General features: G+C 69.0%; 23 protein-coding genes and 5 pseudogenes. 10 read left to right on the forward strand and 18 right to left on the reverse strand.

The genetic code is table 11. The features are described 5' to 3' along the window. The first annotated feature begins 2 nt into the window (after positions 1-2). Positions 3-1,001 (forward strand): zinc-binding dehydrogenase, encoded by a 999-nt coding sequence (locus ACQPXS_RS45880; RefSeq protein WP_433455446.1) that lies wholly within the window; start codon positions 3-5, stop codon positions 999-1,001. Between the two features lie 34 nt (positions 1,002-1,035). Here ACQPXS_RS45880 and ACQPXS_RS45885 read toward each other — a convergent pair whose 3' ends face one another. Continuing rightward, on the reverse strand, positions 1,036-1,923 hold the full coding sequence (locus ACQPXS_RS45885; protein WP_433455448.1) for a helix-turn-helix transcriptional regulator: 888 nt from the start codon (positions 1,921-1,923) through the stop codon (positions 1,036-1,038). Between the two features lie 705 nt (positions 1,924-2,628). After that, on the reverse strand, positions 2,629-2,766 hold the full coding sequence (locus tag ACQPXS_RS45890) for a hypothetical protein (protein ID WP_433455450.1): 138 nt from the start codon (positions 2,764-2,766) through the stop codon (positions 2,629-2,631). 258 nt (positions 2,767-3,024) lie between these two features. On the opposite strand from ACQPXS_RS45890, the pseudogene ACQPXS_RS45895 reads away from it, so the two are divergent. Further along, positions 3,025-3,150: pseudogene (locus ACQPXS_RS45895) on the forward strand (helix-turn-helix domain-containing protein); the annotation flags it as partial. Positions 3,151-3,192: 42 nt separating this feature from the next. Here ACQPXS_RS45895 and ACQPXS_RS45900 read toward each other — a convergent pair. The 5 genes from ACQPXS_RS45900 to ACQPXS_RS45920 form a co-directional block, all read right to left on the reverse strand. Continuing rightward, the gene (locus ACQPXS_RS45900) at positions 3,193-3,345 is read right to left on the reverse strand and encodes a hypothetical protein (protein WP_433455452.1); all 153 of its coding nucleotides are present in this window, start codon (positions 3,343-3,345) and stop codon (positions 3,193-3,195) included. Positions 3,346-3,883: 538 nt separating this feature from the next. Further along, positions 3,884-4,810 carry an NAD(P)H-binding protein gene (locus ACQPXS_RS45905; RefSeq protein ID WP_433455454.1) on the reverse strand — a complete coding sequence of 309 codons (927 nt, stop codon included), beginning with the start codon at positions 4,808-4,810 and terminating at the stop codon, positions 3,884-3,886. A 190-nt stretch (positions 4,811-5,000) separates the two neighbouring features. Continuing rightward, on the reverse strand, positions 5,001-6,029 hold the full coding sequence (locus ACQPXS_RS45910) for an alcohol dehydrogenase catalytic domain-containing protein (RefSeq protein ID WP_433455456.1): 1,029 nt from the start codon (positions 6,027-6,029) through the stop codon (positions 5,001-5,003). A 2-nt stretch (positions 6,030-6,031) separates the two neighbouring features. Next, positions 6,032-6,436 (reverse strand): nuclear transport factor 2 family protein, encoded by a 405-nt coding sequence (locus ACQPXS_RS45915; RefSeq protein ID WP_433455458.1) that lies wholly within the window; start codon positions 6,434-6,436, stop codon positions 6,032-6,034. A 149-nt stretch (positions 6,437-6,585) separates the two neighbouring features. Then, positions 6,586-7,791, reverse strand: coding sequence for an MFS transporter (locus ACQPXS_RS45920; protein WP_433455460.1), 1,206 nt, complete (start codon positions 7,789-7,791; stop codon positions 6,586-6,588). A gap of 134 nt (positions 7,792-7,925) precedes the next feature. Here ACQPXS_RS45920 and ACQPXS_RS45925 point away from each other — a divergent pair, with 134 nt between their 5' ends. Together ACQPXS_RS45925 and ACQPXS_RS45930 are read left to right on the forward strand one after the other, a co-directional pair. After that, on the forward strand, positions 7,926-8,477 hold the full coding sequence (locus tag ACQPXS_RS45925; RefSeq protein ID WP_433455462.1) for a TetR/AcrR family transcriptional regulator: 552 nt from the start codon (positions 7,926-7,928) through the stop codon (positions 8,475-8,477). Between the two features lie 240 nt (positions 8,478-8,717). After that, a pseudogene (locus tag ACQPXS_RS45930) lies at positions 8,718-9,101 on the forward strand (alkene reductase); the annotation flags it as partial. A gap of 454 nt (positions 9,102-9,555) precedes the next feature. Here the strand turns inward: ACQPXS_RS45930 and ACQPXS_RS45935 are convergent. The 4 genes from ACQPXS_RS45935 to ACQPXS_RS45950 all read right to left on the reverse strand — a co-directional run bounded on the left by ACQPXS_RS45935 (position 9,556) and on the right by ACQPXS_RS45950 (position 12,959). Next, positions 9,556-10,014 (reverse strand): hypothetical protein, encoded by a 459-nt coding sequence (locus ACQPXS_RS45935; RefSeq protein ID WP_433455464.1) that lies wholly within the window; start codon positions 10,012-10,014, stop codon positions 9,556-9,558. Between the two features lie 130 nt (positions 10,015-10,144). Continuing rightward, complete coding sequence (locus ACQPXS_RS45940; protein WP_433455466.1) at positions 10,145-10,819, reverse strand: Type 1 glutamine amidotransferase-like domain-containing protein; 675 nt, start codon at positions 10,817-10,819, stop codon at positions 10,145-10,147. A gap of 357 nt (positions 10,820-11,176) precedes the next feature. Next, positions 11,177-11,491 carry an STAS domain-containing protein gene (locus ACQPXS_RS45945; protein WP_433455468.1) on the reverse strand — a complete coding sequence of 105 codons (315 nt, stop codon included), beginning with the start codon at positions 11,489-11,491 and terminating at the stop codon, positions 11,177-11,179. 514 nt (positions 11,492-12,005) lie between these two features. Next, positions 12,006-12,959: a MerR family transcriptional regulator gene (locus ACQPXS_RS45950; RefSeq protein WP_433455470.1), complete on the reverse strand. Its 954-nt coding sequence runs from the start codon at positions 12,957-12,959 to the stop codon at positions 12,006-12,008. Positions 12,960-13,376: 417 nt separating this feature from the next. On the opposite strand from ACQPXS_RS45950, the gene ACQPXS_RS45955 reads away from it, so the two are divergent. Further along, complete coding sequence (locus ACQPXS_RS45955) at positions 13,377-13,862, forward strand: L,D-transpeptidase (protein ID WP_433455472.1); 486 nt, start codon at positions 13,377-13,379, stop codon at positions 13,860-13,862. 177 nt (positions 13,863-14,039) lie between these two features. Here the strand turns inward: ACQPXS_RS45955 and ACQPXS_RS45960 are convergent, their stop codons facing one another. Then, a complete protein-coding gene (locus ACQPXS_RS45960; protein ID WP_433455474.1) occupies positions 14,040-14,642 on the reverse strand; it encodes a DUF6417 family protein in 603 nt (200 codons plus the stop codon). A 243-nt stretch (positions 14,643-14,885) separates the two neighbouring features. Between ACQPXS_RS45960 and ACQPXS_RS45965 the strand changes: the two genes are divergently transcribed. Next, positions 14,886-15,155: a hypothetical protein gene (locus ACQPXS_RS45965; protein WP_433455476.1), complete on the forward strand. Its 270-nt coding sequence runs from the start codon at positions 14,886-14,888 to the stop codon at positions 15,153-15,155. Between the two features lie 326 nt (positions 15,156-15,481). Here the strand turns inward: ACQPXS_RS45965 and ACQPXS_RS45970 are convergent, their stop codons facing one another. Next, positions 15,482-16,615, reverse strand: a complete 1,134-nt coding sequence (locus tag ACQPXS_RS45970) for a PP2C family protein-serine/threonine phosphatase (protein WP_433456247.1) — start codon at positions 16,613-16,615, stop codon at positions 15,482-15,484. A gap of 511 nt (positions 16,616-17,126) precedes the next feature. Between ACQPXS_RS45970 and ACQPXS_RS45975 the strand changes: the two are divergent. Next, positions 17,127-17,483 (forward strand): annotated as a pseudogene (locus tag ACQPXS_RS45975) (class I SAM-dependent methyltransferase); the annotation flags it as partial. Between the two features lie 90 nt (positions 17,484-17,573). Next, positions 17,574-17,948, forward strand: a complete 375-nt coding sequence (locus tag ACQPXS_RS45980; protein WP_031172494.1) for a hypothetical protein — start codon at positions 17,574-17,576, stop codon at positions 17,946-17,948. A gap of 125 nt (positions 17,949-18,073) precedes the next feature. On the opposite strand, the gene ACQPXS_RS45985 is transcribed toward ACQPXS_RS45980, so the two are convergent. From ACQPXS_RS45985 to ACQPXS_RS46005, 5 genes and pseudogenes are all read right to left on the reverse strand, one after another. Continuing rightward, positions 18,074-18,394, reverse strand: coding sequence for an SCO5918 family protein (locus ACQPXS_RS45985; RefSeq protein ID WP_433455478.1), 321 nt, complete (start codon positions 18,392-18,394; stop codon positions 18,074-18,076). A 61-nt stretch (positions 18,395-18,455) separates the two neighbouring features. Then, a complete protein-coding gene (locus ACQPXS_RS45990) occupies positions 18,456-18,803 on the reverse strand; it encodes a CBS domain-containing protein (RefSeq protein ID WP_433455480.1) in 348 nt (115 codons plus the stop codon). Positions 18,804-18,907: 104 nt separating this feature from the next. Beyond that, positions 18,908-20,395, reverse strand: a pseudogene (locus ACQPXS_RS45995) (DEAD/DEAH box helicase). A 181-nt stretch (positions 20,396-20,576) separates the two neighbouring features. Beyond that, complete coding sequence (locus ACQPXS_RS46000; protein WP_004986771.1) at positions 20,577-20,780, reverse strand: cold-shock protein; 204 nt, start codon at positions 20,778-20,780, stop codon at positions 20,577-20,579. Between the two features lie 749 nt (positions 20,781-21,529). Further along, positions 21,530-22,294, reverse strand: coding sequence for a transposase family protein (locus tag ACQPXS_RS46005; RefSeq protein WP_433455482.1), 765 nt, complete (start codon positions 22,292-22,294; stop codon positions 21,530-21,532). Between the two features lie 227 nt (positions 22,295-22,521). Between ACQPXS_RS46005 and ACQPXS_RS46010 the strand changes: the two are divergent. Next, positions 22,522-23,741: pseudogene (locus tag ACQPXS_RS46010) on the forward strand (RNA-guided endonuclease InsQ/TnpB family protein). 569 nt (positions 23,742-24,310) lie between these two features. After that, positions 24,311-24,793 carry a DUF5994 family protein gene (locus ACQPXS_RS46015; protein ID WP_433455484.1) on the forward strand — a complete coding sequence of 161 codons (483 nt, stop codon included), beginning with the start codon at positions 24,311-24,313 and terminating at the stop codon, positions 24,791-24,793. The last annotated feature ends 1 nt before the right edge of the window (position 24,794 follow it).

Below are 24,794 nucleotides of genomic sequence, written 5' to 3' on the forward strand. Positions count from 1 at the left end.
TCGTGCACTCCCGCCACCCGGGCTTCACGGAGGGCGACTTCGTCCACGGCACGCTCGGCGTCCAGGAGTTCGCTCTGTCGGACGGAAACGGGATCTACAAGGTCCACCCCGACGAGGGCCGGTCGCTCGCGGCGTATCTCGGCGTCTTGGGCATGACCGCCTACTTCGGGCTCCTGGACGTCGGCCGGCTCGCCGCGGACGACGTGGTGCTCGTATCGGGAGCGGCCGGGGCCGTGGGAAGCGTCGCCGGTCAGATCGCGAGGATCAAGGGCGCGCACGTGATCGGGATCGCGGGCGGTCCCCACAAGACGCGCATGCTCGTCGACCGGCTCGGGTTCAGCGCCGCCATCGACTACAAGCGGGACGACCTTCCCGACCAGCTGCGCGAGCGCACCCCCCCGATACGTCGACGTGTTCTTCGACAACGTCGGCGGAGACATCCTCAACCAGGCACTCACCCGTCTCGCCCGCGGTGCGCGAGTCGTGATCAGCGGGGCGATCTCCCAGTACGACAACGCCGGCACGGTCGCGGGACCGAGCAACTCAACGCCGATGTTCCCGAGCTACGGGCGATCTACCTCGACCGCGCGGACACCCACCTCACCCCCATCGGGGTCAAGGGGCTGAGGGAGGCAGTGATCGTCGGCGTGGCACCGGCCATCGCCAACGCGGTGTTCCATGCCACCGGGCTCCGTATCCGCGAACTGCCCATCACCCCCCAGGGTCCTTCCCTGAAACAGGGCCGCCGCCGCGACCTCTCCCATCGCGGCGGCGGTCCGTCCCGCCGTCCTGCTGGGGCGCCGTCTTCTGACTTCGCGGCTTGCGTCGTCTGCGCTTGCATCGCTGGCGATGTCGTCCTGGACCTGACGAGGCGCTGTCCTATGGGTTCACAGCTGAGGCGTGCCGACGTCGCTGAGTCGGTCGCAAGCCGCCGACCGCGAACAGGTAGTCGCGAGAGGCGAGGGCCCTTGCGCCGATGGCCTGCGTGTCGTGGCCGGTGAGCTTGCCGCGCCACTTACGGACGGCCCGTGGAAGTCAACTTGAGGACGTCTCGGAGGAACTGCGCCGTCGTACGCTCGCCGGGGCACTCCAGTTGGCCAGCACGCGCAGCGTCTCCGCAGAGGTCGAACCAGGTTCCGCAGTGTAGAGGCAGATACTCAGGTCAGGGTCGGCGGGCAGGGCCAGAATCTCGTAGGAGAGAGTGAGTTCACCGACCACGGGGTGAACGAGGCTCCGGATGCCGTGGGCGCACTGGTCCACGCGGTGGCCGGCCCACCAGGTGGAGAACTCGGGAACTTTGATGGACAGCTCCCCCACGAGTTCGTTCAGCACGCGGTCGTCGGGATGGCGTCCGGCGGCCAGGCGCAGACTGGCGACGAACGCCTCCGCAATCTGGTCCCAGTCCTGGAACAGGTCCCGGGCGGAGGGGTGGAGCAGGACGAACCGTGCGAAGTTGCGGTCGCGGTGCGGCAGTGCGTCGAAGTCCGTGATCAGCGCCTTGGCCAGGTGGTTGACTGCCAGGACGTCGCTGCGGTGGTTGAGCACCAGGGCCGGTGAGACGTCGTTGAGGACGTCCAGCATCTGGTGGATGGCCGGACGCACGCGCGGTACCCCGGCCGGACGGTGCCGGTCGGTGCCGGGGGGCTTGGTCCGGGCGAGTTCGAAGAGGTAGCCGCGTTCGGTGTCGTCCAGGCGCAGGGCGCGGGCCACTGCCTCCAGAACGGTTTCCGAGACGTGGGGGTGCCGGCCCTGTTCGAGACGGGCGTAGTAGTCCGTGCTCACCCCGGCCAGGTGGGCGACCTCCTCGCGGCGCAGTCCGGGGACCCGGCGTGCGCCGCCACCGAAAGCCGCCCCCGCGTCCTCGGGACGCAGACGGGCCCGCCGCGAGCGCAGGAAGTCACCGAGCTCGCCGGTTTGATCCATGCATCCAGTGATACCACGACAGTGGCATGGCGGGCCGGTGAAGGTGGACCAGTCAGACCTAGGTTCAGCAAGGCGCGCGCGAGGCGTCCGCACTCGTGTCCTGGGCGGGATGCTGGACACGAACCGGGAGACAACGTCGCCTCCGCAGGTGGTCCTCGCCGGCCGCGGCCCTTTCTGAGGAACGGTCGCGCCTAAACTCGTCAACCCTGGCGTTGTGTCACGACGCCGGTACAGTGAGTGCTCCCCGCGCGAGGAATACCTCCTCACTCCCGCGAGGCGGGACTCGCTTCCGTCTTGCCCCGTCGACTCCGCGGGCGCCCCGGCCGCCGCGTGCACGCTCTGGGTGTCGAGCACCACCAGGCTCCGGTCCGCCTTCCGCCGCGCCTTCTCCCGCACCTGCCAGCGCAGCAGGTCGTGGATGGTCTGGTCGGTGCCGTCGTCGCGTCACTTGGTGAAGTAGTACATGCACCGCCCCGTGCGGCGGCAGGTCCCCTGATGGCCGCGGCAACAACGGCTCCAGCGCAGACCACTGATCATTGCCCCCTGTCAGCGAACATCACGGTCGAGCAGCAGGTGCCACTTCCCACGCACGGCCTGATCCTCGAAGCTCTGGCGTACGACGTGGACCGTTACCGGGCAAGAGCTCCGGTAACGGTCCTGTCATAGGCCAGCGTGCGCCTGGGCCGTGGGGGCCTGCCGCAGGCCTCAGGCGGGAATCGTCGGAGCGGCAGCGAGCTCGTTCAACCCCGGGAAGGGATTGTCCGGCCGCTGCCTGCAGTAGACCTCGGCGACGAAGGACAGGGGCGCCCACTTGGACGGCTGCTCGTCGATCTGGTGGGCCATCGTCTTGAAAATCTCTTCGCGCAGATCCAGCCAGGGAAACGCCGAGTGCGCGGCCTCAAATGACCGCCTGGCCCACATCCTCGGTGCCGAAGCCGAAGATGTCGGCGCCGATGCCGAGGTGGGCGAGGGCGACGACGGGCTGCTTGTGGACCGCGATCCCGGGGGAGGTGTGCAGCGCTACCGCGTCCCAGATCAGTTCGGCGGCGGTATCGGACAGGCCGTGATCGCGAGCGAAGCGGGCGGCTCGGAACGCGCCGTCGCGTCACCGCGGCGCGGTGTGCAAACGAGCTCGGGTTCCCGGACTCGTCGAACTTCTCGCTCTTCTTTCAGAACGCGACGGGCGTCCGCCCCGGCGCCTGGCAGGCGGCGACGATCCTCGACTGACCCGGCGGCGCTCGCCTCCCACCTGGCTACGGTTCCACCGGGCTACCTGCTGGCCGGCGCGACGGTCTCGACGTTGTGTTCGACGACGGTCTCGACGAGCCCAGTCTCCAACCGGAGCACATGCCCCGACACCGACGCGAGAATCTCGCTCGTCATCAGTGGGTCGGCGAGGAGCTTCTCGACGTCGCGCCGCACGGTCGCGGCGGGGTCCGTGACCGCGCTCGGAGAGTACGGTGTCGTCGCCTCCGGTGCGATCCGCGAACGCGCGGCGGAACTCCGGGTCGGCGAGCAGACCGGTGCCGCACTGCGTGTGATGCACGATCGCGACGTCCATCCTGACTCCGAGCCGCACCGCCAGATATGCGATGTCCTCGATCACGCGGCCGTCCACCCGTCCGCCCGTGTTCCGCAGCACCCCCGTCTCTCCGCTGAGGACGGAGACGAGGAAGTCGGTCAGGGTTCCGTTGAAGGTGTACCACTGCGGGCCGCGCGCTTCGTTGACGGCGATGTGCCAGGCGTCCGGATCGTCCTCCGGGTCCAGGATCGGCCGCGAACTGGCGGGAGGCAGCACTGGAACTCGGCGAATTCGCCCCACCGCGCCCCGCCCTGCGACTCGTCCGCGATAACGCTGTTCCCCAAGACCCGGGACGCCCCACCACCTGGACATTACGCAGAGCTACCTTTCCCCTGGGGACAGAGGTTGGAGGCCGGGGCCATTCCCCACGAGCCAAGATCACGGCCGACCCTGGGGCTGCGGGGCCGGTGTGTTGCTCAGGAGGTGGTTGAACCCGAGCGGGGGGCGTCCGAGGAGTTCGGTGATGTCGTTCGTGGCGCGGTCGTAGCGGTTTTCGCGGTGGAGTCGGGCCATGGTGGCGATGTGCTCGAAGACGTGGGGTGGCAGGTCCGCTTTCTTCAGGTCGTCTTCCAGCCACTCCTCGTAGGGCACGTCGACGTAGGTCACGGTACGGCCCAGGGCGGTGGAGAGTTCGGCGGCGATGGCGTTCATGTCACGGGACTGTGCGCCGGTCAGTTCGTAGACTCGGCGGGATGGCGGGGTCGGGGCGAGCAGGAGGTGTGCGATGACCTCCGCTACGTCGGCCGCGGCGACCGGAGAGGTGCGGGCGGACCCGAACGGGAGACGGATCGTGTTGTCACGCTGGACCGAGGTGGCGGCGACCCGGGCGAAGAGCGGGTTCTCCATGAAGACCGTGGGCCGCACGTGGACGACCGGCGCCCCAGACCAGTCGAGGACATGCTCGGACAGCCAGTGCAGTCGCTGTTGCCGGGATTCGGTGGCGCTGGTGAGGCTCATCTGCGACACCGTCATCTGCGACATGCTCACCAGCAGGTCGAGGCCGTCACCCTCCTGGATGGCCGCCGCGACCGTCGTGGCGGCCTCCAGGTAGACGGGGGACACGCTCATCCCGAAGTAGGCGCGGCGGCAGCCCGAGAGTGCGTCGACCACGTCGGCGCCGCGCGTGAGGTCGCCGACCACCACCTCCACCCCGTCCAGGGCCCGCAGCGCCGCGGCCCGCTCGTCGTCGTGATGCACCAGGGCCCTCACCGGCACACCGTTCGCACGCACATGGTCGAGAACCATGTTTCCGACTCCGCCGACCGTGCCACCGACGCCGGTGACAAGGATGGGTCCTGCGCCCATGTCGATCGCCTCCTGTAGTTCGGACCGGGATGTCCGGCCGCTCGGGGATGTCCGGCCTCGGTTCCGTCGGTCGCCCAGGCGTCTGCCGGCCGACGCCTGGGTGATGTTTGTCCGCAAACCCTCCTGCCGTACCGCGGGAGACCGCTGAAGGGCTTGCGGACGTGGCCTCACCTGACGTACTGATGGCCGGTCATGAGCCGGGGGCAACCACCATCCGGAAGCGCGCCTTGCCGGCCAGCATCCTCTGGAAGGCGGTGTCCACGTCGTCCAGCGGCACGGTCTCGGTCATCGGCCGGATGCCGTGAAGGACGCTGAAGGCCATGGCCTCCTCGACGTCCTGCGCGGTGCCGGCCGGATGGCCACGCAGGACGTAGGCGCCCATGAGCATCTGGGACGGGGTGACGCCCAAGGGAGTGGTGTCGGCTCCGATGACCACGAGTTCCCCGCGGGGGGCCAGGCCGGGCACGGTGGCGGTGATGGCTTCGGAGTTTCCGGCGGTGGCGAGGACGACCCTGGCGCCGCCGAGGGACTGCAGGGCCTCGGCGACCGGGGTGCCGGAGGTGCTGTCGACGTAGTGGTGGGCGCCGAGCTGCTTGGCGAAGTCGGCCTTCTCGGCGCCCCGGGCGATCGCCACGGTCTCGAAGCCCATCGCCGCCGCGAACTGCACCCCGAGATGGCCGAGGCCGCCGAGGCCCAGCACCGCGACCAGGTCGCCGGGCCGGGCGGAGCTGCGCCGCAGTCCGTTGAAGACGGTGACGCCCGCGCAGGCCATCGGCCCGGCATCGGTGGCCGAGAGCGCGTCGGGGATGCGGGCCAGGGCGTCGACGGGGGCGATCACCTTGTCCGCGAAGCCGCCGTCGTACGCCCAGCCGGGGACCTTCAGGTCGGCGCACAGGATGAAGTCGCCCCTGCGGCAGGACGTGCAGTGGCCGCAGCTGCCGCCGAACCAGCCGACCGCGACCCGGTCGCCGACCCGCCAGCCATGGTCTTCGCTACCTTCGCCCAGCTCCTCGATGTGCCCGGCGATCTCGTGCCCGGGAACCTCGGGGAAGGAGACGCCCGGAAGGGCGCCGCTGACGAAGAGGGCGTCGGTGTGGCAGACGCCGCATGCCTCCACGGCGATCCTGACCTGGCCGGCGCCGGGCCGGGGCACCTCTCGCTCGGTCAGGTGCAGGGTGCCGTTGGGTGCGGTCGCCTGTGCGACTCGATAGGTGTTCATGTTCAGCGCTCCTCGGGGAAGTCGTCGCCGTACATCGGCAGGCCGCTCAGGGACTGTTCGCGGGTGGCTTCCTCTTCGATCACGTCCCAGTGCTCGACGAGGACGCCGTCTTCGAGGCGGAGGAAGTCGGCGACGATCCACGGGGCGGGCTGGCCGTGTCCGGAGAACCGGCCGCGCACCATGACCATGTCTCCGTCGGCCATGACCAGTTCGCACTCGTGCCGCAACTCCGCCGGGAGGCTCCTGACGAGGTCGAAGAGTCCTTCGCGGCCCGGTGCGATGTGGGCGCTGCGCTGAATGTATCCGGGGGACCAGAACCGCTCGGCGGCTGCGTAGTCCCGCTTGTTGAACAGGGTGTCGAACGCTTCGCGGACGATGGCCTTGTTCCGGTCTTCGATGGTGCTCATGAGGTGGTCACCTACTGTCTGATTCGTGTGGGGGTGGGCCTGGGAAAACAGCCGGTCGGCTGTCCGGGCTCGTCAAACGCTTCTGAGCGGTGATGCGTTGTGATGAAGGGGGTTCCTTGGCGCTCCTCTCTTGCTCCCCGCAGTCCGGCTCAGCGGTGTCTGCTGATGCGGTACTGCGCGAAGAGCCCGAGGGCTGCGGCGGCGAGGACGGCGGCGCCGTAGCCGAGGACCGTCCCGAGCAGACCGGCCGGAGCGACCAGCAAGCCTGCGATGATCGCCGGGACGCCGAAGCTCAGGTAGGCGACCAGGTAGACGGATGCGAAGAGCCCGGCCCTCTGGTGCGGTTGAACGAGGGGAGCGATGGTACGGATGGCGCCGGAGAACGAGGCTCCGAATCCCACGCCGCCGATGATGCCTCCCGCCCACAGCAGGGAGAGCATGCCGGTGGCCACACCGGCCTCGATCACCGCGGTGCCCAGCAGTACGCCCGCGCCGCCGACGAGGACGGTGCGCCGGGCCGGCAGACGGCCGAGGAAGACGCCGGCCGTGGCCGCCGCCGCAGGCTCGATGAAAGCGGTGGCACCGTTCAGCAGACCGCTGTGCAGGCCCAGCACGTCCCGGATGATGGTTGGTACGAGTCCCATGAACAGACCGCCCAGCATCCACGCGGCTATGTGAACGGGGATGCTCGCAACGAACTCACGGCGCGCCTGTCGGGGGACTGAGACACGGGGAATCAGGGACCGAGCCGCTCCGGGACGCGGCGAGACCGTTTCCGCGGAGAGCGCGACGACCGCCGTGCCGACGATCATGATCAGTGCGAGAGCCGTGAACACGATCGCACTGGCATGGCTGCTGAACTGGATCGCCACGCCGGTCAGCAGGGCTCCCAGGCCCAGCCCGCCGGCCGGGGCGATGCTGGTGATGATCGTGCCCAGCTGCTTGTGCTGCCGCGGTGCGTGCTCCACGACCGAGGCCGAGAACGCGCTCGTGGCTGCCCCTGTGGCGATTCCCTGGAGGGTGCGGGCCGCGATGACCCAGCTGATGTCAGGTGCGAAGACGAACATGAGCATCGCGGCGATTTCCACCAGCAGGGAGCCGACCAGCACGGGACGGCGCCCTGTGTAGTCGGACAGCGAGCCTGCGAACAGCAGAGCCGCAAGGAGGCCGAGCGCATAGGAGGAGAAGGCCACCGTCAGGACCCAGGCGGGGAAGTGCCACTGCTGTTCGAAGACGACCAGGAGCGGCGTGGGCGCGCCTGCTGCCACATACAGCGCCGCGAACACGGCGGCCGATCCGGCGAAGGTCGCGAAGGGAGGGAGTGCCTGGCGGACCCGAACGGGTTCATCAGCCACGCGAGCGGGGCCTGGGTCCTGCCGTGAAAGGGTGCGGAACACCTCGGGCCTCCTAAGGCCAAAGTCTGTGCGTTAGATTCACGGTAGACCCGGAAGCCAATTAATGCCAAGTGCTGTGCGTTACAGTGTGGTGCATGGTTGCTGAATCGTCCCCGCGCCGGCGCACCGGCGGCCGCAGCGCCGCGGTGCTGATGTCCATCAGGAAGGCCGTCGAGGAACTAATCGCCGAGCACGGCAGCGACGCCGTCACCATCCCGATGGTCGCGGAGCGGGCGGGAGTCAACCACTCCAGCATCTACCGGCGGTGGGGTGATGCCCGCACCATGATCAACGACCTGGCGACCTACCGGCTCGACCCGGACCGCGGCCTCCCCGACAGCGGAGACCTGCGCGCCGATCTGACCGCCTGGGCCCAGGAATTGATCACCCACTACAGCAAGCCGGTGAACGCGGCCCTGCTGCGCGGCGGAGCCGCCGCGGCGGGCGAGAGCGAGTCGGACTGCCTGCGTGACCGCCGGGCGGAAGCGGCCGCCTTCGCCGGCCGGCCCGGCAGCACCTTCACCGGCGACCAGATCGTCGACAAGGTCGTGGCCCCCATCATCTACCGGGTCATCTTCCTGCCCTGGACGCTGCCCGAACTTGATGTGCGCAGCTACGTCGACGACCTCTGCGAAAGGTCCGTCTGAGCCCCACTTCCCTGTGGGCGGCTGCCGCCTTTCAGTTGGGAGCGGCCGCGTCCGTACGTCGAGGGTGCGGCTACCGACCGCCCTCATTGAACCGCGGTTCTCTGCGTTAGTTCTCCGTTGGCGCTGACCTCGACCTAACGCACATGTCCGTGCATTAAGGGTCTCTCGTTCCTGTCGGGAGAATGAAAATGCGATGGTCATGGCGCCGATGGCGCGATCGCGGGCCGCAACCGTGAACTGCTGCCGACCGAGCTCCATGCCGAGTACTACGCGCAGCGGGCATCTGCCGGTCTGATCATCTGCGAGGGTGTGTGGATCAGCCCCGAGGCGGTCGGATGGCATGACGTGCCGGGTCTGTTCACCGACGAGCAGGTTGCTCATTGGCAACCGGTGACGGACGCGGTCCACGGTGCGGGCGGTGTCATCTTCGCCCAGCTGTGGCACACCGGGTCCGCCTCGCACCCCGACTTCTTCAACGGCCGGCCGCCGCTCGCGCCCTCGGCGGTGAACCCGGGACTGCTTGCCCCGACACCGGCCGGCCGCAAGATCACCATGGTGCACATGGCCATGTCGGACATCCAAAGGACGATCACCGACTTCGCGACAGCCGCCCGCAACGCCACGGCGGCAGGATTCGGCGTCCAGCTGCAGGCGGGGTTCAATCACCTGATCAGCCAGTTCATCCCTGCGGTGTGCCGACCCCCTGACCCGCCGAACCAAGGGGTCCTTGTGCCCCTGTTCGACCACCCGGCATACGACGACCAGAGCGCGTCCTTTCGCGGCCCGGTCGGACAGATCATCGACGGGGGTGGACTCCCGGAGATCCACGACGCGATCGACGAACTCGAAACCGTCGCAGCCGCGGACGGGCACCCGGTCTCCGCGCCGGCACACGCGCAGTCCCTGGCACCTCTGACCGAACCGGGATCGGCATCCGCCTCCTCGCTGTACCGGGACCTCGTCCGGGACTGCCCACCGAGGCGGAGCACATTCTGGGCGACCTGTCGCAGGCCCCAACTCCCGCTGAGGGCCCTCGCGTTACGCCCACAACCGGCCGGTCTGCCGCCGCCCCGATCGATCAGCGCGGAAGGTAGCGGCCCGCCCCGGTCCTCGCCAGCCAGCCCCGGTCGGACAACTTACGCAGCTGACCGCGGACCGGCTCGACCTTGCCCGGCGTCGTCTCGCGGCCCAGGGCGATCGCGACATCCTTGGCCATCACCGGCCCGTCCGCGCAGGCCACGATCTCCACGATCCGCCGGTACTCGGGCGTGAGGACCTCCACGGCCATGCCCTCGGCACGGTCCGGCACCAGCCGCATCCCGCCGGCTCCCGGCCCGACCACCACCCATTCCGGCTCCAAGATCCTCGACTGTCGACGCCCGCCGTCCGTGGCCTCGGCCCACTGCCCGAACACCACTTCAGCGGCCTCCAGCCGAGCCACCTCCGACTCAATCCCGGCCAGTTCCTTGCGGAGCAGCTCGGCCCGATCCGCCAGCTCGATCCGCCGCTCGATCGTCCAGGTCAGCACGTCCGTCATCCACATCCCTCCCGCCGCGGAACCTACGGAATGCCCAGCCCCGTCGCCCGAGAACCCCGGAAACCGCCCCCGACGGACGATCGCCTGCTAGTGATCACGCCCGTAACCAGTGCGAGCAACCATCCCCAGCTCAAGGGGCGAACAGCTTCCAGTGCCCCTCGGAGACGACTTCGACGCTGCCGTCGGTCACCTTGATGGCAGTCTCGTCATCGATCGCGTACCCCGGTCGCGGGATCCCGGCGGCCCACTTCTGCGCGTTGGCCATGGAGTTGTCCGGGAGATTCTCGTGGTCCAGGTGCGGGAAGATCGAAAAGTCGACCATGCCCAGCGCACCGTCGCCACCGGTAGGTGGCTTCCAGAGGTAGGACTCGCTGAAGTCCTTCCCGACGCTGGGGGCCATCACCATGCTCCCGGCGCTCGCTCCCACATAGACCGTCTCGCGCAGCGACGGCAGCAGGTCGGCCAGCCCGGACTGCCGCATCCAGTGACACAGATACAGGGCATCGCCGCCACCTGCCAGCAGGACGTCGGCCTCTCCGACCGAGGGGATCCACAGCTCCTCGCCAAGGCTGGGCAGCGCGGTGAGCTCCAGCACCCCCAGCGACTTCCAACCCACCTCGCACAGGGAGATGACGGATCGTCCACTGATGAACCGCCATGCCGAACCGACACCGCCGGGCATGGCATACGCCGCGGTGGGAATGCACAGGGCGTTGGCCTCGGCAACCGGTTTGCCCAGCAGGTCGACCAGCGCGTCGTGGATGCTCGCGTTCTTGATGCCGGCGGATGTGAGCAGAAGCCGCACGATACCTCCCGATTAGAATGCGATGAAGCGGTCTGACATACAGACCTGGTACCACCGCGGAACTCATCGCTGCCGAACAGGATCCAGCTCCCGCAACAGGCCGCTTGCCGCGTAGGACCGGCTCGGGCGCTTGCAGCACGCGCGAACAGCGGCGTTCCGGCGAACACCCCGTGGCAGGCGATCACCTGGTGCCGATCACGCCGCCGACCAGGGCGAGTACCGCGGCCGCCGGTCACACCAGACTCGTGACCAGCGACTTCAGGATGAGACGATCTCAGTGGGTGGTATTGGAGCCGTTGTTGCCGAAGGGTGCCAGGGCGGGGCGGCCGCCCGTCCATTGCTTCCCTGTACGTCCGGCTACTCGATGGTGAAGGAGCTGCCGGTGTGGGTGAGCCGCAGTAGCCGGGCGAGCGCGTGCGGGATCGAGAACAGCCGCAGCTCGCTGCCGTGGGCCTTCGCCGCGCGGGCGGCGGCCAGCAGCGCTGACAGGCCGGTGCAGTCGCAGAAGGTCAGGTGGCCGCAGTCGACATCAACGCGGTCGTGGGCGGACACAGCGGCCTTGAGGGCTTCCCGCACGTCCGGGGCGCTGACCACGTCGAGGTCCCCGGTCACGGTCACCCGGCAGCTGCCGGGCCCGGTCGGATGCACTGCGACGTGGAGCGTGTCGTGCATGGCGCCCCCGGTCAGCGAAGTGGACGGGGCGTGTGTCCAGGAGAACCCCCGACCGGGGCGGTGTCCACACCCGCCTGATTGGGAGGTCCGGCGGCGGGCAGCATCGGCCGGACGCTCAAGCCGGCCGCCGCCCGCGCAACGTCCTTGGCCTGCGCTGCCAACGCCATGGTCGCTTGCCGCTCCTCAACGCTTCCCATGGCTGCACCCTGCCCGGGCGGCCGTTCCTGCGAGTGGTCAACAGCGGGCCCGGGATCCCGCCGGACCGCATCGACACCCTGTTCCAGCCCTTCCGACGTCTGGAATCCCGCACCGGGAGACCGGACGCGGGCACGGCGTCGGGCTGTCCATCGTGTCAGCCGTCGCCGCCGTACACGACGCCACCCTGACGGCCGCGCCCGGCGCCCAGCAGCGGGCGCGACGCCGTGCCGTCGTCGTGGACCGTCAACCGCGCTGGCTCCGAGGCTGGACGTCCAGCCCGGGGAGGCGATGCGCAATGTTCGGTGACGGAGCCGGTTCAGCGGGGCGTGTGAGGTTGAGCCGGTGGTTGCGTTCGGTGGCTGTCGATCGCTGTGAGCAGCCACTCTAGGTTGCCGGCGTGCGTCGGGCGTGGCTGCTCACCGTTGATGACTGCGAGTAGACGGTGATAGCGCTCGGACTGGCTGTCGAGCCCCGCCCGCAGCCGCTCGCGGACGTAGGCGAGACGGGCTGCGTCCGCTCCTTCCAGCAGTCGGTCCACAACCTGTGCCGCCTCGGGCGAATCCGGTGCGATGCCACGCTCCCGCGCTTCTTCGACGAGCGAGACCATCTGCCGCGTGAATCGCTGGTAGCCCCCCGGCTGGGCGGCCGGACCACCTTGGGCACGGCTCTCGGCGTGGTATTCGACTATCTTCCGCATCCGCTGCCGGAAGTCCGCGTCGCCGACCAGTTCGGCCAGCTCCACCCAGGCGTCCACCTGCTCCGGGGTCGGCTCGTCCGGGAGCTCAGGGGTGAGCCGCAGTTTCTCCTTCAGCAGCGGGTCCGAGTCCAGGCCGTCGAAGATCTCGGTCACGAAGTCGTCGATCATCTGCCTGCGCTCCCGTGCGGACAACCGTGCCAGTTTGTTCATCAGGGCCATCTCCTCGGTCTGGGGGTGCCGCTTGGCCACGGTGCTGAGCACCGCCCGGGTCAGCCGCAGTGAGTGGATCTGTGCGTCCAGCGCCGCCACGTGCACGGCGGCGACGTCGGCGACGGTGATCTCCCGCCGCAGCACGCGGCGCACCTCGTCTAGGCTCAGACCGAGCTCTCTCAGGGTGCGGACCAGTTCCAGGCGGGCGACCGACTCGGTGTCGTAGAGCCGGTGTCCTCCGCCGGTCCGCCCGGCTGGCAGCACCGCGCCGATGTCGGACCAGTAGCGGATGGTGCGGACCGTCAGTCCGGTGCGGCGGGAGAGCTGGCCGATGGTCAGCAGCGGGCTGCCGTCGTCGTTCATGGCATCGAGTGTGGATCCTCCAGCCGCTGGAGATTCAACCCCGACGAGGTCGGCAGCCTGCCACCGTCGACCGATGTCCTCGTCCTCTGCCCACCGTCAGCCACGGGCTCACCCGAATCTGCGCACGGCACAGCATGTGGCAACGTGCGCGCTCAGTCACAGCGGCGATAGTCGACCAGTAGCAGTGGTACTCGGCCGTAACAGCTGCCTCGGCGGTTCGCCCCGGACTCGGAGCCTGAAGCCCTGCCCGGCGGGCGAGGCCCGGATCACAGGCGCTTGGTCCGGGGCGCGCCAGCCACACCGGCCGCCCCGGTCACGAGGCACGAACATCGCGATGCGTACAGAGAACGGCGGTGATCAGAAGTGGCCCAACGACATGCCCCACGCCCACACCTTCGTGACGTCGTCCGGCTCGCGGTGGCCGGTTCCCTGACAGTCGTCCTGACGCTGAGCGTCGGCCCCGCCCGGGCGGTCCCCGAGGGCCACGTTTCGACAATCGACGCGGCGACTCACCAGATGACCGTCACGGATCACGGTCGGACGGTGATGACCTTCACCGCCGGCTTCGGAAAACCCGGCTTCCGTACACCGTCGGGAACGTTCCACGTGCTGGGCAAGGACGCGGTCATCACGATGACCTCGTGCAGCGCGAACATCACGTGCAATCCGCACAGTCCCAACTACTACGTCCTCACGGTCCACTGGGCAGTACGCCTGACCAGCTCCGGCGTGTTCGTCCACGCGGCACCCTGGGACCACGCCATCGGACGGGCGGACAGCTCCCACGGCTGCATCCACCTGACCACCGCGGACGCCCACCGCTTCTACGATTTCAGCCGGGCCGGCGACACAGTGATCGTGAAGAACACCGGCGGCTTGGCGGGCGGCGTGAGCGGTCCGTGACGCTCCCAAGCCTGACCTGTACGCGGGCACCGGAGTCAGCCCGCTCAATCCCATGGGCCCCTGACCAGGCTGCTGCTCGCCGGCGGGGCCGTGCTGCGTCAGCCCGTCGGCCCGGGTGCCGGTAACCCGATCGCGGTCACGCTCGCCGCCGTACTCAGGCGGGCCGGCCGTGGGATCTCAAGGCAGTCGGGTCGGCTGCGCGCTGCCTGTCGACCGGTTCGGGCGGAAGGCGACACCGTACTGCCGGGCGAAGCGGTTGGCGTCCGCGACCGAGCCTCCCAGCGAGCGCAGGTAGAGGGCGTAGGCCACCGATTCGATCTGTTCCTCGTCCAGGTGCAGAACCCACCGATTGCCGAGCTGGCGCGCTGTACGCACCCGCTCCGCCAGGCCCTCGGCCGGCGGCAGGTGCAGCCGGGCTCCGAGGTGCACGTACACGCGCAGCGCGTCCATCTGCGGGCGGCGAAGCTCCACCAGCCGCTCGCCGGCGGCGGGGCCGTCGGGTCGGTGCTCGGGGGTGGGGCTGGCCTCGGCGTAGAGCAGTACATCTTGGCCGTGCCCCGTGAGCCGGGCTGCCCAGACGACGGGCCTTCCTTGGTGGGCGGACAACTCCGCACGCATCACCGGATCGGCCAGCTCGACCAGGCCGTGCCCGGCCGCGGCTTCCACTGCCTTGTGATGGTCGGGGCGCAGCGCGCCGAACAGTACCCAGCCACGCTGGGCTGCCTCCTCATGGTCGCGCAGGACCCGCAGCGCCTCGAGCAACGCCTTCCCACTAGGCATGCGCCTCCCCGTCCTCGTGCCGTTGAAAGCCGGTGGGACGACGGTAGGCACCGAGGTGCGAGGCATGGGGCCGGACCCGGGAAAGATCACCCGCGCGTGCAGGGCCGCCGCGAACGGGCCCATGTCCGCTGCGCTGCTCGAGGGCGCCGGCGCAGGCGACCCCGGGCGCACAAGCCGAGCCGGACTCATCGTTCGGGTATGTGTGGGCAGGTGTCGCGCTGCTGGTAGCTGCCCGGCACGCCCGTGCCCACCGCCGAGCAAGCCGCACCCGCCCAGCTCGCGAACCTGATCCGAGACCACTGGAAGATCGAAGCCCTGCACCATGTCCGAGACGTGACGTTCGCCGAGGACGCTTCCCAACTGCGGACGGGCACCACACCTCGGGCCATGGCCACCTGGCGCAACCTCTCCATCGGCGCCCTCCGCCTGGCCGGCAAGACGAACATTGCCTCCGCACTGCGACACAACGCCCGCGACAGCCTCCGACCGCTCACACTCCTCGGGCTCACATGATCTCGAACCAGGCATCACGACACTTCGCCGAGGCCCTGGGGCCCGCTCCGACCGGGGTCACGCTCACCGAGCTTCACAATCGGGGTGTCACGCACCCTGTCGCCCGCCGCCAGCCGCGCGACAGTGGCTGCCCAAATGCCCGATGTGGGTGAGTTTCACGGCGCGCTCAGGGCCTCAGACCCCTCCCGGGCCGGTTTCCGCTCGCGTGACAGCCTGACAGCCCGTGTGTCGGCCCCGGACGTCCATCACTTCCGTTGCTTGCCCCTCGCACCGCCGGGGCAACCGACGAAATGCGCTCACGGGGTGACGGAATGCGCGGAGCGTGCTCAGCGGGCCAGACCGTGACGGTCGGCCGGTTTGGACGGGGGCAATCCGTCAGCATGGGATACGAGGTGTGGTCGGTGCAGCTGGCGTGACGGGGTGCGTTCGATGATCAGGAAAGCGGCGTCGTCGGTGAGCTGCTCGCCGGTGTGCGCGAGCAGGCCGCGGTGGATGTCGTGCAGCAGGGCATCCGGGCTTGATGCGCGGAAGGAAGCGACCCGTTCGGCGAGCGGGTAGAAGGCTCCGGTCGGTGAGCGGGCTTCGATCGCCCCATCGGTGTAGAGGAGCAGCATGTCACCCGTTTCCAAGGTGAAACGGTCGGTGTGATCGCTGCGTACGCAGAGGGCACGTAGGCCTAGTGGGGGCGCGGGACGGCGGGTGTTCAAGACTGTGATCCGGCCGCCATGGATCAGCAGGGGCGGCGGATGTCCGCAGTTGAGCATCTCAGCCTGTGGGCCCTGATCGGGTATGTCGATCATGACGGCGGTGATGAAGTGCTCGCCGGCTTCGTGCGCGGTGTCGGCGACCTCCTCCAGGTTCCGGCAGATGCTCTCTTCGACGGCGGTGACGAGCTCGGGCAGAGAGGCGTACCGGTGAGCGCACTCACGGAACGCACCCATCGCCGCCGACGCCTCGCCGATGGAGGCCAGCCCATGGCCTCGGACATCGCCGATGAGTACCCGGGTGCAGGGATGGTCGGCGCGGGCGACTGCCAACAGGTCGCCCCCGATCTGGGCCTCGTCCTCGGCGGCCAGATACAGCCAGGCCACCCGCAACGGCCCGATCCGGCGCGGTGGCGGCCGCAGCAGAACCCGCTGCGCCGTCTCGGCCACCGACCGCACCCGGCTCAGCTCCCGGGCATGCCGCTCCCGCATATAACAGACGAAGACCACCAGAGTCGACAGCACAGCCAAGGCGATCAGCTGCGCCACATGGTTGGTCGTGGTCAGCCCGCCATGGAAAATCACGATGATCAGCAGGGCGACCTCCGCCAGAACCCCGACCAGAGCGGTCAGCCGCGGACCGGCGAAGGAAGCGGTCAACGTCGGCGCGATGACCAGCAACGGGCCCAGATGAACACTGGTCCCGATACCGATGTCCGCCGCAGCAATGGCCACGATCAGCGCCAGGGCGATCACCAACAGCCCGCGCCGATGCTCCGGGAGCCCAGATACCCCGTAGATGCATATGACCTTTTTTACGCTCTTTTTGGTCGTGCAGGTTTCCCGGGACCCCCACCTTCACGCGAAACGGCCTGACAGGGGCGGGAAGCGATCTCTTCCGGCCCCACGTAAGGCGTGACCCGCACATGTCTCCGGTTCCCCCGCCGGAACGACCCCCAGCCCGGCACGAACCTGGGTCCCAGGGGCCTGGGCCCGGCGTTTCCCCTGGCAGAGGCGTTCCATCCCCGCACCTGGGACTTGCTTCCAGCAGAGTCCCGCAGCCCGGTGCCAGGTTTCGTCCGTACCGTCCCGGAGCGCCCCACCCCGGCGCTACCGTTAGGACACACGCCAGCAACTCGCCCAAGAGCACCGGCGAGCCAGCAGCCGGCCCCCGCGACCAGGCTCGGTTCCTCGCCCCGTGAACGCAGTTTTGCCGGACCGGCAACAGGAGTGGCCTGACCGGAACGCGATGGGCAACGGTGAGCCCGTGACCGACAACATCGCAGCAGGATCGCCGACGTCCGATGCTCCCTCGCCCACCGACGGCTATGACGAGTACGTCGGAGACCCCGCAGTGCGGGCGGAGTGGGACAACCGGTACGCCGACCGGCAACAACTGTGGAGCGGCCAGCCCAATGGTGCACTCGTGGCCGAGGTCGCCGGGCTCACTCCCGGCCGGGCGCTCGACGTGGGCTGTGGCGAGGGCGCGGACGCCCTCTGGCTCGCGCGCGGCGGCTGGGACGTGACCGCGCTCGAGGTCTCGGGCGTGGCGCTGGAGCGGGCGGCCAAGCACGCGCGGGACGCTGGCCTTGCCATTCGCTGGATACACGCGGAACTGACGCAAGTTGGCGGAAGCCGCCTCCTGCCGAGCGCGCAACTGCTTCAGCCCCACGGGCGGTTCCTGATACAGGTGGGCCGAATAAGCTGTGCTGTCATGTCGAACCCTGATGAGCTGCTCGTCGCCATCTCCGCCGCGGTGGAGTCCGAGCGAAGCAATCAGATGTCGTTGACCGTGGTCGTCGGCGGCGCCGTCATCACCGGCCGGCTGGCTCCGGAGGCCGTGTGGAGGGAGCGGGTGGCGGAGGTCCTGAAGGACTCGGACCGTCTCGGCCCGTTCTCGGACGTCTTTGCGCGCGGTCCGCGAGGAAACCGGCCCGGTCGCGGCGAGGCGCCCACGCATCTGCACTTTCATCTCGCCCGGATCCTGCAGGGCAGCCTCGGCATCCCGGAGACGGGCGGCATGTACCGAGTCGCGATCAAGGACGTCAGCGCATGGACCGTAGGAGATCTCATCCACTTCGACCGGTGAGACACAGTCTCCGCCCCGTTGCCCGGCCGACGCTTTCCGGGCGGACGGCGACACAGCGGTGGGGGCCCTGCCGACGCGCGTCGGCAGGGCCCCACCGGGATTCTGGGGCGGTCTCCCGCCTGCCCTCACACGGCCACGGGCCCGGTGCCGCCGAGCAGTGCGGACGCGGTTTGGAGGAGAGTGAGTCCACCCTCGCCCACGGGCGCGCCCTCGGGTCGGTCGTGGCAGGTGAAGCCGAGGCGCGTCATGGCCCGCATGACTTCTCCGGCGGTGAAGTCACGGGGGTCCTGTCGCGTGATGACCTGGCCCACCTGCTTGACGGGGTAGCGGCGGCGGCCGATGGTCACGGACGCCCCCGTGACGAGCTCGGGCCTGACGCCCTTCATCGAGGCCAGAACCCCGGTCCTGGTCAGGTCGAACGGGTACCGGGTGATGACACAGCGCATGATGCCTCACAGGGGAGAAGTCGCGGGGAGAAGGAGAACGGGCCGCCCGGGGCGAGACGGATCAGCACGAGAGGGCTGGTACGCCCGGAACCCGGCCGCACTCACCGACGCCGCCCGAGCGGCCGCCGGGTGAGGGCGGTGGTCCGTCGAGGACGTCCCGCAGACGGATCCGGTCCGTGTACGCGGAACTGTCGCGGAGAACGGCGAGCCGGACCCGGGTGACCAGGCCTGTGCTTTCGTCGTCCCCGTCGCACACGGTCAGGTACTCGACCCGGGCACCCGCCATGACGGCCAGAGCCACCTCGAGGGTCATGTCGTCACATACCCGATGCCCGCGCCCTTCGCGGTCGTCGACCACGGACACGGGAGTGGGGTCCGGCCTGCGGTACTGCGTCCGCGCTGGCGTCAAGGCTGTCTCCTTCGGTAGGGGATGGTCGGCTTGGCGGCCCTTGGGCCCCGGGAGGCCACGTGCGGCTTCCGAGAGGCCATCGGGGCTCGGGGGACTGCGCCGGCCTAAGCGGCCGAGTCGTTGCCGGGCCGCCGCTGTGCTCTGCGGCGCACCCCCGCGCCGGCGGGTCGGCCCTGGCCGTCCCGCCGGCGGTCCCTGGACGGCGAAGGCGCGCGGCGGGTGCGTTCCACGACAAGCGCGGTGATGACCACAGGGACCCCGGAGGGCGCTTGGGCGCCTGTGATGCGGCTCAGCTCCGCCTCGCCCGAGCGGACCGGGGCGACGCGCGGGCTGATGCCGGCCGAGGCCATCAGCCGGGTTATTCCGCGGCGTTGGCCGGGGGTCACCAGGGTGACGACGCTGCCGGACTCCCCGGCGCGGGCCGTACGGCCGCCACGGTGCAGATAGTCCTTGTGGTCGCTGGGCGGATCTACGTTGACGACCAGGTCCAGGCTGTCGATGTGGATGCCGCGGGCCGCGACGTTGGTGGCGACCAGGACGGCGACGTGACCGTCCTTGAACTGTGCCAGGGTCTGGGTGCGCTGCGGCTGGGACCGGCCACCATGCAGGGCCGCGGCGCGGACACCGCTGTTCAGCAGATGCTTGGTCAGCCGGTCCACGGCGTGTTTGGTGTCCAGGAACATGATGACCCGGCCGTCCCGGGCCGCGATCTCGGTGGTCGTGCGGTGCTTGTCCGCGTCGTGCACGTGGAGTACGTAGTGTTCCATCGTGGTGACGGCCCCGGCCGACGGGTCGACGGAGTGCACCACCGGGTCGGCCAGGTAGCGGCGGACCAGCAGGTCGACGTTGCGGTCCAGGGTGGCTGAGAACAGCATCCGCTAGCCCTCGGGGCGCACTTGGTCGAGCAGGGCGGTGACCTGGGGCATGAAGCCCATGTCGGTCATCTGGTCGGCCTCGTCGAGCACCGTGATGCCGACGTCGGCGAGCCGGCAGTCGCCCCGGTCGATGAGGTCCTTGAGCCGACCGGGCGTCGCGACGACCACCTCCGCGCCGGCCCGCAGCGCACCGGCCTGCCTGCCGATGGACATTCCACCGACGACGGTGGCGATCCGCAGGCTCACGGAGCGGGCGTAAGGAGCGAGCGCGTCGGTGACCTGCTGGGCCAGCTCACGGGTGGGGACGAGAATCAGCGCCAGTGGCCGGCGCGGCTCGGCGCGTCGGCCCGCCGTACGGGCCAGTACCGCGAGGCCGAAGGCGTGGGTCTTGCCCGAGCCGGTGCGGCCGCGACCGAGTACGTCACGGCCGGCCAGGGAGTTCGGCAGGGTCGCCGCCTGGATCGGGAACGGTACGGTCACACCTTCGTGGCCGAGCGTGGTCAGCAACGGAGCCGGCATGGCGAGATCGGCGAACGACTCGACAGCGGGCAATGTGGGCGTGACCGTCTCCGGAAGCGCGAACTCGCCCCCCGAGGGCTGTCGGTTTCCGTAACCGGCGGAAAGGCGCGGAATGCCGGAGCGGCCTGCGACGGCGCTTCCTCCGAAGCGGTCGTATGTGCGATTGGTGCGTGCGCGAGTGGTACGTGTGCGGTTCATGCGGAACCTTCCTTGATGCGGGCACGCATCAAGGAAGGTTCCGCAGCAGAATGAGCGGCGCAGAGAATCGCGAGAACGGGCCGAAAAATTCCAGGGTCGAATCCCCTGGGAATGAAGCGAGCTGGGACCCGCACCCCAAGGTGCGGGTCCCAGCTGCGAAGTATGCGTCAGTGCCGGTGCGTCAGGCGGGAACGATGTTCTCGGCCGTCGGGCCCTTCTGGCCCTGCGCGATGTCGAACGACACCTTCTGGCCTTCCAGCAGCTCGCGGAAGCCCTGGGCGGCGATGTTCGAGTAGTGGGCGAAGACGTCGGCGCCGCCGCCGTCCTGCTCGATGAAGCCGAAGCCCTTTTCGGCGTTGAACCACTTCACGGTGCCAGTAGCCATGTTGTTTCTCCTTCGGAGGCGGTGTCAGGAATACGCCCTGTGCGCATTCCGTGTCGCCGTGATGATCAGCCGTCGGAAAAACCTTCTGGCAACCACACCTGCAACTGAGAACGACAGTAGCACGGTGCGATCGGCCTTGCGCGGTGGACAATTCCGCTCCGCCGGGCGGTCGAGGAATACTTGCCGTACCCCGCACCTATATCTCATTTCACGGGCACAGATATTGCTCTCCGCGGGCGCGGCTTTCCTACCGTGCACTTCCGCCCACAGCCCTGTGACCTCCCTCGACGGGACATGTGCCGCTGCCACCGTCGTCAGCGAAGGGCACAACGGCGAACGCGCCGAAACTCCCATACCGCGATGAAGGTCACATCCCCCGTGAGAGCCGGTGTCAGCCACCCTGAGCGGGTGGAGCCGACTCGTCTTCTTCCTCCTCCATCAAGCGGATGCCCTCATGGGTCAGCGACGCGGTGGCGGGCGTCTTGTGCGATGTCCACTCGACGGTGATCAGGCCCGCGTCGGCCAGGTAGGCGCAGGCTGCGGAGAGGCCCGCGTCGGGAAGACGGACCTCGTCACGGAGTGTCTCTCCGCTGACATCAGGACGATTGCGTTCGACGGCCCCATACAGGGATCGGAGAATCGCTTTGCGGTAGGTCTTGCGTTCACCGGGTTTCTCCGAGGATGCCCCGGCCTTCAGGCCGGGGAGGAATCGGGCTCCTGCGGAGCAGGGCAGGGAGCCTTTTCCAACCTCACTCTGAGCTGGCCAGATGCAGGGTGAGGACCGCCTGGACGAGGCTGGTGATGCGAGTGGTCGAGCAGCGGAGCTTGCGGAGGAGCCGCCAGGACTTCAGGGTGGCGACGGCCTTCTCAACGAGGGCCCGGATCTTCGCGTGGGAACGGTTGACTTCCTGCTGGCCTGTGGAAAGAGTCTCCCAGCGACCCCAGTACGGGACACGGACGGTGCCCCCGGCGCCCCGGTAGCCCTTGTCCGCCCAGCACGTGATGCCGGCTTCGGCGAGAGCGTCGATGACGCCGTGCTCGCGGGCGGCCCGGACGTCGTGGACGGCGCCTGGCAAAGCCGGTGAGGCCCACAGCAGTCGGCCGGATGGGTCAGCGAGGAGCTGCACATTTATCCCGTGCCTCTTGTGTTTGCCACAATAGAAGGGGCGGTCGGCAGCGATCCGGCCGATCGGCAGGAGAGTCCCGTCCAGCAGCACGAACGCCTTCGTCGATGCCGTCCGGACCGCCTCGGCGAGGGTAGGGGCGAGGGCGGCCAGGACCTCGACCGCTTCGGTGATGTAGCGGTATGCGGTGGTGGTTCCGATATCGAACGCGGCCGCGAGTTGAGCGTACGGGTGACCGTTGCGGAGATGAGCGAGAGCGAGCAGGGCCTGTCGGCCGGCGCTCAGGCGCCGCCACCGGGTGCCGAGTTCCCGGCGGTGTCGGCGTAGCTTGGCGGACAGGAAGCGAAGGGCAGAGCTGGACACGTCGACGGCGGACGGGTAGACGAGCACACGAAGCCTCTGGTGGAGACGGTTCTCTTGGTCGAAAACCCATCTACCAGGGGCTTCACAACGTTGTCAGCCCAACCACTGTGCTGCAGAAGCAAGTTGAAAAAGGCTCAGGGATAGCCGGATCGCCGTCAGGGCGGTCCGGTGTCCACCCCGGACGGCGGGCGGTGTTGTCGCCCACGATGATCGAGAACTCTCGACTGTCGGTCCTCTCGGGTAGGTTCGGATGCATGACGACAGAAGCGATGACGAAGGACACCGGGCATGCCCGGTACACCTTCCGTGTGCGCCTGTCGAACACGGCCAGGCGCCGGCTCGAAGCCGAGTGGGATCGCTGCCGCTGGATCTGGAACGAATGCGTGGCCAAGTCCCAGCAGGTCCACGCGCAGGGCATGGCGGGTGGCGAGAAGCTGACGTGTGGTCCGGCTCAGCTCGACAAGATGCTGACCGAGGCCCGCGGGGTGACGCCATGGCTGGCTGAGGGCGCGAGCGTGCCGCAGCAGCAGGTGATTCGGGACTTCGCCAGGTCGAGGGCGAAGGCGCTGAAGGACATCAAGGACCGGTTGCCGCAGCACCGCCGGGCCCAGATGCCCCGCTTCAAGAAGAAGCGTGAGACGCGGCCCAGCCTCAACCACACCAAGCGCGGTTTCCGCCTCAAGGACGGCCGCCTGCACCTTGCGGGCCAGATCGTGCTGAGGGTGGTGTGGTCGCGGGAGCTGCCGGCTGAGCCGTCGAGTGTGCGGGTGTACCAGGACAGCCTCGGACATTGGTATGCGTCCTTCGTTGTTCCGGCGCAGGTTGAGCCGCTCTGTGAGACCGGCCGCGTCCTGGGCGTGGACTGGGGTGTGAAGGAGACCGCCACCACCACCGACGACGCCTACGATCTGCCGCATGCCGAGCACGGCAGGCGGGCCGCGCAGCGGCTGGCGAGGTACCAGCGGATGATGGCCCGGCGGCGGCGTCCGAAGGGACGGCCCGCATCCGCGGGCTATCGGCAGGCGCAGGCGCAGGCGGCGAAGCTGCACAAGAAGATCGCGAGGCGGCGTGAGGACACCGGCCGCAAGTGGGCCAAGTCCGTGATGCGCGGCCATGACGGGGTTGCGGTGGAGACCTTTGGCCGAGGTTCCTGGCGAAGACGACCATGGCGCGTAAGGCGGCCGATGCCGCCATCGCCGCGACGAAGCGTGCCCTGGTCGAGATGGGCCGCAAGCACGGGCGGGACGTGCGTCTTGTGCACCCGGCGCACACCACGATGGACTGTGCCACGTGCGGAGCGAGAACCAAGCACGCGCTGCCTCTGTCGATGAGAACGTATGCCTGCACCGTGTGCGGAGCCGTGTCCCCCAGGGACAAGAACTCCGCCCGCGTGATGCTGGTCCGGGCAGGTTGGAACCCGGACGGTGTCGAGGGCGTAAGACCACCGGGGCCGCCGGCTCCGGTGGCGGCCTGAGCCGTAAATCCCCGCTCAGCCCTGGAGGGTGAGGAGTCCCCTCCCTTCAGGGAGGGGAGCCTTCAACGAGTGTCGTCATGGCTCGTGACTCGTGGCCGACGGTGCAGGCGCTGATGGTGGGCGGAGGCTTCGCAAGCCGTCGAAGTCCTGTCACACCTCGTCTGCGTTTTGCGGCCTGGCTGATTCGCTGGATGCCGGCCAGGACTGTGCGGGCTGTGAGGCGCGACGCCCCACCTCGGCGACGCCACGAGCGGCCTCCGGAGTCGCCGCGACGAGGCGGACCCAGGCGTTGCCCGCGGAGGGCAATGGTTCGTCATCCATGCGTACCTCCTGCGGGCGGTGGCGCTGAGGACATATGCGGCCACCGCTCGGAACATTCGGCATCCGGCTGCCCGCCGCCCTTCCGCATGCGCCCTTTTCTGAAGCGTATGCCGCGACTGTGCTCCCTGCCGTCGAAGGCAGGCACCGGGGTCGAGTTCGATCCAGGAGCTCCCGGGGGCCCGGGGAGTAGCGTGAGAGGACGAGGCGAGTCGCGTGTTCGCACCGGCTCCCGAAGACGGGTGGTCCTCATGACCGGCTCCGATTCACCCCCTGATTCCCGGCATCTGCCGAGCGGTGTTCACGAGGCCGTACGGCCTGGGTGCGCGCTCCTGCGGCTGGAGACGACGGAGTCGCGGGAAGGTGTCCTGGATGGTGCGTGGTGGCCGCGGTCGCGCGACATCGCCGCCGAGCTGCCCGCGCTGCTGAGCGCCCTCACCAGGCACCTCGGACCCGTGACCCGCGTCGGGCTGGACACCGTGGCCTGGGCAGGGCTCCCGACGCGGATCGTCGTCGAGGACCGGGTGGTGCACATCGACTCCTTCCCCGTGGGTGACGACACCGTCCTGATCACCCGGGGTGACCAGGACCTCTTCTCGCTGCTGGTGGTCCCGCCGAACTCGACACCCGAGGCCGCCCGCGCCGCAATGGCCCAGGCAGTGCGGGCAGACAACATCAGCCAGGCGGAACAGATCCTCATCGATACCGGAAGCGGGCAGGAGCCGTCGGACTGAT

Source organism: Streptomyces sp. CA-142005, assembly GCF_050942335.1.
Taxonomy (GTDB): Bacteria; Actinomycetota; Actinomycetes; order Streptomycetales; family Streptomycetaceae; genus Streptomyces.

Coding starts and splice junctions, on each gene's coding strand:
- ACQPXS_RS45935 (WP_433455464.1), bottom strand. CDS start 10,014: ATGACGGACGTGCTGACCTGGACGATCGAGCGGCGGATCGAGCTGGCG.
- ACQPXS_RS45925 (WP_433455462.1), top strand. CDS start 7,926: ATGGTTGCTGAATCGTCCCCGCGCCGGCGCACCGGCGGCCGCAGCGCC.
- ACQPXS_RS45915 (WP_433455458.1), bottom strand. CDS start 6,436: ATGAGCACCATCGAAGACCGGAACAAGGCCATCGTCCGCGAAGCGTTC.
- ACQPXS_RS45950 (WP_433455470.1), bottom strand. CDS start 12,959: ATGAACGACGACGGCAGCCCGCTGCTGACCATCGGCCAGCTCTCCCGC.
- ACQPXS_RS45885 (WP_433455448.1), bottom strand. CDS start 1,923: ATGGATCAAACCGGCGAGCTCGGTGACTTCCTGCGCTCGCGGCGGGCC.
- ACQPXS_RS45910 (WP_433455456.1), bottom strand. CDS start 6,029: ATGAACACCTATCGAGTCGCACAGGCGACCGCACCCAACGGCACCCTG.
- ACQPXS_RS46000 (WP_004986771.1), bottom strand. CDS start 20,780: ATGGCTACTGGCACCGTGAAGTGGTTCAACGCCGAAAAGGGCTTCGGC.
- ACQPXS_RS45985 (WP_433455478.1), bottom strand. CDS start 18,394: ATGCGCTGTGTCATCACCCGGTACCCGTTCGACCTGACCAGGACCGGG.
- ACQPXS_RS45890 (WP_433455450.1), bottom strand. CDS start 2,766: ATGGCCCACCAGATCGACGAGCAGCCGTCCAAGTGGGCGCCCCTGTCC.
- ACQPXS_RS45980 (WP_031172494.1), top strand. CDS start 17,574: ATGTCGAACCCTGATGAGCTGCTCGTCGCCATCTCCGCCGCGGTGGAG.
- ACQPXS_RS46015 (WP_433455484.1), top strand. CDS start 24,311: ATGACCGGCTCCGATTCACCCCCTGATTCCCGGCATCTGCCGAGCGGT.
- ACQPXS_RS45945 (WP_433455468.1), bottom strand. CDS start 11,491: ATGCACGACACGCTCCACGTCGCAGTGCATCCGACCGGGCCCGGCAGC.
- ACQPXS_RS45960 (WP_433455474.1), bottom strand. CDS start 14,642: ATGCCTAGTGGGAAGGCGTTGCTCGAGGCGCTGCGGGTCCTGCGCGAC.
- ACQPXS_RS45905 (WP_433455454.1), bottom strand. CDS start 4,810: ATGGGCGCAGGACCCATCCTTGTCACCGGCGTCGGTGGCACGGTCGGC.